4 protein-coding genes are annotated in these 6252 nt (G+C 75.9%); 3 read left to right on the top strand and 1 reads right to left on the bottom strand.

Annotation, left to right across the window (positions count from 1 at the left end; translation table 11 throughout):
- The first annotated feature begins 264 nt into the window (after positions 1-264).
- Together EF903_RS26965 and EF903_RS26960 are read left to right on the top strand one after the other, a co-directional pair.
- On the top strand, positions 265-3246 hold the full coding sequence (locus tag EF903_RS26965; protein ID WP_260615981.1) for a beta-N-acetylglucosaminidase domain-containing protein: 2982 nt from the start codon (positions 265-267) through the stop codon (positions 3244-3246).
- Between the two features lie 142 nt (positions 3247-3388).
- Entirely contained in the window at positions 3389-4198 is an 810-nt protein-coding gene (locus EF903_RS26960) for an alpha/beta fold hydrolase (protein WP_125547458.1), read from the top strand.
- Positions 4199-4305: 107 nt separating this feature from the next.
- Here EF903_RS26960 and EF903_RS26955 read toward each other — a convergent pair whose 3' ends face one another.
- Positions 4306-4845: an HNH endonuclease gene (locus EF903_RS26955; protein WP_125547456.1), complete on the bottom strand. Its 540-nt coding sequence runs from the start codon at positions 4843-4845 to the stop codon at positions 4306-4308.
- Positions 4846-5105: 260 nt separating this feature from the next.
- Here EF903_RS26955 and EF903_RS26950 point away from each other — a divergent pair, with 260 nt between their 5' ends.
- Positions 5106-6203, top strand: coding sequence for a mechanosensitive ion channel family protein (locus EF903_RS26950; protein ID WP_125547454.1), 1098 nt, complete (start codon positions 5106-5108; stop codon positions 6201-6203).
- The last annotated feature ends 49 nt before the right edge of the window (positions 6204-6252 follow it).

Here is a 6252-nt window from a genome sequence, read left to right as displayed (position 1 = left end):
GCGTAGCGGATTCCACGGTTCTGCCTTCCCGTTGCTGTGGGCGGATGGTGAGGGTGGGTCAGCGATCCGTGGCACGGCGCGGTTCGACACCGCAGCCATACCCAGCGGACGGCCCGGCATTCCTGGCGGTTCCGGGTCAGATCACCCGCTCGCATTGACACTCCGGCCGCACGGGTGGTGGGCTCGGGCTCATTCGTACGAGCGCCGGCGAACTCGGGACGGGGAGGCTTCGTGCAGCTCAGGGGCAGGAAGCGGAACACTGCCGTGGCCATCGCCGTCATCGGCACGCTGCTCGGCGGCGCCGTGGCGGCCGAGCACCAGGGGCTGCTGTCGACGGCCGGCGCGCCCTCCCCCGACCAGGCCGGCAGCGGGGCCAAGGGTGCGCCCGGAGCGGCCGCCGGGGCCCCGGCGGGGAACCAGCCCGGGCCACTGCTCGACCCGGGTGCCGTCGCACCCCGCACCCCCGCCGAGGGGCCCGGCGTGTGGCCGCGCCCGCAGTCGATGGCCGCCGACGCGGCGCGCGAGGTGCCGCTCGGCGAGCAGGCCGTACTGGTCGCCGCGCCCGACGCCGACCCCTACGCCGTCGGCGTGGTCCGCACGGCGCTGCGCGCCGCGGGCGTGCGCGTCCTGCACGAGCCGGCGCCCGACGCGCCGCTCCCCGAGGCCGGGACCGTCGTACGGCTCGACGGGCGGGGCGCCGAGGAGGCGCTGCGGGCGCTCGGCGCGTCCGAGGTCGGGGACCTGCCGAAGGGCGGCTACCGGCTGGCCGTCGGCAAGGCGGGGGGCCGGAGCACGGTCGCGCTGGCCGGCACCGGCGAGGACGGCCTCTTCCACGGGGCGCAGACGCTGCGCCAACTCCTCGCGGCGGGCGGCGGGAAGGTCCCCGGGGTGCTGGTGCGCGACTGGCCGTCCGCCCCGGTGCGCGGGATCACCGAAGGCTTCTACGGGGAGCCGTGGACGCACGAGCAGCGGCTCGCGCAGCTGGACTTCATGGGCCGCACCAAGCAGAACCGGCTCCTCCTCGCCCCCGGCGACGACCCGTACCGCACCACCGAGTGGCGGGCGGAGTACCCGGCGGCGCAGCAGGAGCAGTTCCGGGAGCTGGCCGGCCGGGCCCGCGCGAACCGGGTGGTGCTGGGCTGGGCGGTCTCCCCGGGGCAGTCGATGTGCCTGGCCTCGGCGGAGGACCGGGCCGCGCTGGCCCGCAAGCTGGACGCGATGTGGGAGCTGGGCTTCCGGGCGTTCCAGGTGCAGTTCCAGGACGTCAGCTACTCGGAGTGGGGCTGCCGCGCGGACCGGGTGCGCTACGGCACGGGTGCCGCGGCCGCGGCGAAGGCGCACGCCGAGGTCGCCGGCGAGCTGGCCGCGCACCTCGCGGCGAAGCACCCGGAGGCGGCGCCGCTGTCGATGCTGCCGACGGAGTACCACCAGAACGGCGCGACCGCATACCGGACCGTCCTCGCCGAGCGGCTGAACGAGCGGGTGGAGGTGGCCTGGACGGGTGTCGGCGTCGTGCCGCGCACCATCACCGGCCGCGAGCTGTCCGGCGCCCGCGAGGCCTTCGGGCAGCATCCGCTGCTGACGATGGACAACTACCCGGTGAACGACTGGGATCCGGGCCGGATCTTCCTCGGGCCGTACACGGGTCGCGAGCCGGCCGTCGCGGGCGGCTCGGCGGGCCTGCTGGCCAATGCGATGCCGCACGCCTCGCTGTCGCGGATCCCGCTGTTCACGGCCGCCGATTTCGCGTGGAACGCGAGCGGCTACCGGCCCGGCGACTCCTGGGCGGCGGCCGTCGCCGACCTGGCCGGCCCCGACGCGCGGGCCCGGCAGTCGCTGGCCGCGCTCGCCGGGAACTCCGCCTCGTCCGGGCTCGCACAGCCGGAGTCCGCCTATCTGCGGCCCCTGATGGACGAGTTCTGGCAGGGCCGCGCCGCGGGCGACCCGGCGGCCGGGCAGCGGCTGCGGGCCGCGTTCACGGCGATGCGGGAGGCGCCCGAGCGGCTGCCGGGGCTGGCCCCCGAGGGCGGGCCGTGGCTGGCGCGGGTCTCCGCGTACGGTGCGGCCGGCGAACTGGCCGTGGACCTGCTGCGCGCCCAGACCCGCGGGGACGGCGCGGCGGCCTGGCAGGCTTCGCGTGCGCTGGCGGAGGCCCGCCGGAAGCTGGCGGAGCCGGCCGCGGCGCGCGTCGACAAGGCGGTGCTGGACCCGTTCCTCGCGAAGGCCGTCGAGGAGGCGGACGCCTGGACGGGCGCGGCCCGGGAGACCGGCACCGTCTCCCGCGAGCCGGGGGCCTGGACGGTCCGCCTGGACGGGGTCCGGCCGCTGTCGGCGGTGACCGTGATGACGGACCCGCTGCCGCAGGGTGCGCGGGGCGGCGCGGTCGAGGTGCATGTTCCGGGCGAGGGCTGGCGCAAGGTGGGCGACGCCTCGCCGACCGGCTGGACGCAGGCCGACGCGGGCGGGGTGCGGGCGGACGCGGTCCGGCTGGCCTGGGCGGGCACGGCGCCGGTGGTGCACCGGGTGGTGCCGTGGCCGGCGGACGGGCCGGAGGCCTCGTTCACGCTGCCGGAGTCGGTGGACGTGGAGATCGGCGGGGCGGCGCGTACGGTGACGGCCGAGCTGTCGGCGCTGCGGCCCGGCGAGGTCCGCGGCCCGCTGACGGCGGCGGCGCCGCAGGGCGTCGAGGCGCGGATGCCCGCCGAGGTGCGGGTGCCGCGCGGTACGCGCGTCCAGGTCCCGGTGTCGGTGGCGGTCGCGGCGTCCACCCCGGCGGGCGTCCACCGGGTTCAGGTGGCGTTCGCGGGACAGACCCGGGTCCTGGCGGTACGGGCGGTGCCGAAGACGGGCGGGCCGGACCTCCTCCGGTCCGCGCGTGCCTCCTCGTCGGCGAACGAGACGCCGGCGTTCCCGGCGTCCGCGGTGATCGACGGTTCGGCGGCCACCCGCTGGTCGTCCCCGCCGGTCGACGGCGCGTGGTGGCAGGCGGAGCTGGCGGCTCCGGCGCGGCTGGGGCTGCTGGTCCTGCACTGGCAGGAGGCGTACCCGTCGGCCTACCGGGTGGAGACGTCGACGGACGGGAGGTCCTGGCACCGCGCGGCGACGGTGACGGGCTCGAAGGGCGGGACCGAGGCGGTCCGGCTGGATCCGGCGCAGGCCCGGTTCGTCCGCGTGACCTGCGAGAAGCGGGCGACCCGCTACGGGTGCAGCCTGTTCGCCGCCGAGGCGTTCGCGGTCGTCCCCTAGACGGCCCGACGGCCCGACGGCGCCGCCTGCCGCCTGCCGCCCGCCGCCCGCCCGTTCCGGTGGCGGGGCGGCCGGTTCCGGGCGGGACCGCGGCCGCAATCGTCCTTGTCCGGGGCCGGTGCCCGCCGCCAGACTGGCGATCATGGGCGCGGACGCGAGGGTGCCGGTACGGGACGGCGAGGTGTGGGCGCACGACTCGGGCGGCGCCGGGCGCGGCGGCCTGCCGCTGGTGCTGCTGCACCCGGGCGTCGGGGACTCGGCGGTCTGGGACCCCGTCCTGCCGCTCCTCGCCCCCGGCCACCGGGTGATCCGCTATGACGCGCGCGGCCACGGCCGCTCGCCCGCGCCGGAGGCCCCGTACTCCCAGCTGGAGGATCTGGCCGCGGTCCTGGACCGGTTCCGGGTGGGCCGGGCGGTGCTCGTCGGCTCCAGCATGGGCGGCGCCACCGCGCTGGGCATGGCCCTGGCCGCCCCGGAGCGGGTGGCGGGGCTCGCCTTGCTCGTGCCGGGGGTCACGGGGGCCGAGGGGCTGACCCCGCCCGGCTTCTTCGAGGAGGTGGGCCGGCTGGCGGCCGCCGGGGACATGGAAGGCATCGTCCGGTCGGGGCTTCGGATCTGGGGCCGGGCAGGCGGCGGCACCCCCGAGTCCGATCCCGTCGCGGCGGCGCAGCTGCGCGGTGCGCTGCCCGCCTGGTTCGCCGCGGCCGGCCGGCTGCGCGAGGACGCCCCTGCCTTCGACCGGCTGGCGGAGGTCCGCGCCCCGGCGCTGCTCGCCCTCGGGGAGCTGGACCAGGCCGAGGTGGTGCGGTGCAACGAGGAGATGGCGGCCCGCATCCCCGGCTGCCGCCTGGTGCGCCTTGCCGGGTGCGACCACTACCCGTCGCTGCGGGCGCCGGAAGCCGTCGCGCGGCTGGTGGACGAAGCCCACGCCGCGGCCGCCGCCGCGGCCTGAGCCGCGCGGCGGCAGCGCCCGTACCCGGCCCGGCGGGCGTGCGGGATCGGGTCGGGTCGGGTCGGGTGTCTGGTCGGGTCTGGTCCGGTTCGGTCGCCGGATGTGCGTCAGGAGGCGGCGGCCGCGCCGATGCGGTCGAGGGCGTCGTCGGCCCCGTAGGGCTGGAGATAGGGCATCCACCGGGGGTCCCGGTGCCCCGTTCCGATGATCCGCCAGGCCAGGCCCGACGGCGGAGCGGGCTGGTGGCGCAGCCGCCAGCCGAGGTCGACCAGGTGCCGGTCGGCCTTGACGTGGTTGCACCGGCGGCAGGCGGCGACCACGTTGTCCCACACGTGCTGGCCCCCGCGGCTGCGCGGGATCACGTGGTCGACGCTGGTGGCCACGCCGCCGCAGTACATGCAGCGGCCGCCGTCACGCGCGAACAGCGCGCGCCGGGTGAGTGGAACGGGCCCCCGGTAGGGGACCCGCACGAAGCGCTTGAGCCGAACCACGCTGGGCGCGGGGACGACCCGGGTCGCGCTGTGCAGGAAGGCGCCCGATTCCTCCAAGGAGACCGCTTTGTTCTCCAGGACGAGGACGAGCGCGCGGCGGAGCGGTACGACGCCGAGCGGCTCGTACGACGCGTTGAGGACCAGGACGTGCGGCACGGACTGCCTCCTTGTACGCCGGCGGCGCGTGGCTCGCGCCGGGACGATCTGCTATCCAGTCTCTCCTTACGGCTGGTCGAAACGCCACCACGCACTCGTAACGGGTCCGAGGTGTTTTCGACCACACCCCACTTCTCCCCAGGTGAGCCTCGTCTCTCCCCCGAACAAGGCAACAAGGTCACCCGAATGCCCCGATAGTGTGGAAGGGCTGTTCCGCATCCGTTCCGCGGGGCAGACCGTGACACCTGGAGGTTCCCGCCGTGCCCTGGCCCGCAGCCCTTCTGCCGCTGGCAGCCGCCACTCCGGATCCGGCGACGTCGGTGCAGGAAGCCCACGAGAGCGTCACGAACGCCGCGAGCTTCATAGAGGAGAACTGGGCCGGGTGGCTGTACCTGGGCCTGAAGATCCTGCTCATCGTGGTGATCGCGATGGCGCTCCGCTCGGTGGTCCGCAAGTCGCTGACCAAGCTGATCACGCGCATGAACCGGGGTGCCGAGGCCGTCGAGGGGACCGCTCTGGGCGGACTGCTGGTCAACGCCGAGCGGCGGCGCCAGCGTTCCGAGGCGATCGGCTCGGTCCTCCGCTCGGTGGCCTCGTTCCTGATCCTCGGCACGGCGAGCCTGATGGTGCTCGGCGCGCTGGACATCAACCTCGGCCCGCTGCTCGCAAGCGCCGGTGTGGCCGGTGTGGCGATCGGTTTCGGCGCGCGGAACCTGGTGACGGACTTCCTCTCCGGCGTCTTCATGATCCTGGAGGACCAGTACGGCGTCGGCGACAAGATCGACGCGGGTGTGGCCTCCGGCGAGGTCGTCGAGGTGGGCCTGCGCGTCACCAAGCTCCGCGGCGACAACGGCGAGATCTGGTACGTCCGCAACGGCGAGATCAAGCGGATCGGGAACCTGAGCCAGGGCTGGGCGACGGCGACCGTGGACGTCCAGGTCAAGCCGACGGAGAGCCTCCCGCGGATCCGCGAGGTCGTCGCCGGCGTCGCCGACGCCATGGCGAAGGAGACCCCGTGGGACGAGCGGCTGTGGGGCCCGGTCGAGGTGCTGGGCCTCGACGAGGTGCTGCTGGCGTCGATGACGGTGAAGGTGTCGGCGAAGACGATGCCCGGCCAGCAGTTCTCCGTCGAGCGCGAGCTGCGCTGGCGCATCAAGGAGGCCTTCGACGAAGCCGGCATCGGAATCGTCGGCGGCCTGCCGCCGGCCGAGGAGGAGGAGCCCGCGGCCGATCCGGCGGCCTCGGTGGCGCCGCCGTCGGCCCTGGCCAACCCGACCTCGCCGCAGTCCCAGGCGACCGCGCCGATTCAGCCGGGCGGCGGCGTGCCGTCGGCCGGCGCGCCCCGGATCACGAAGTAGCCCGGCTCCCCTCCCCCACGCCTTCTCCTTTCGCCCTTCTCCTGCCGCC

Source organism: Streptomyces sp. WAC05292, assembly GCF_003949955.1.
Classification (GTDB): domain Bacteria; phylum Actinomycetota; class Actinomycetes; order Streptomycetales; family Streptomycetaceae; genus Streptomyces; species Streptomyces globosus.
This window is presented reverse-complemented; position numbering and strand designations above follow the sequence as displayed.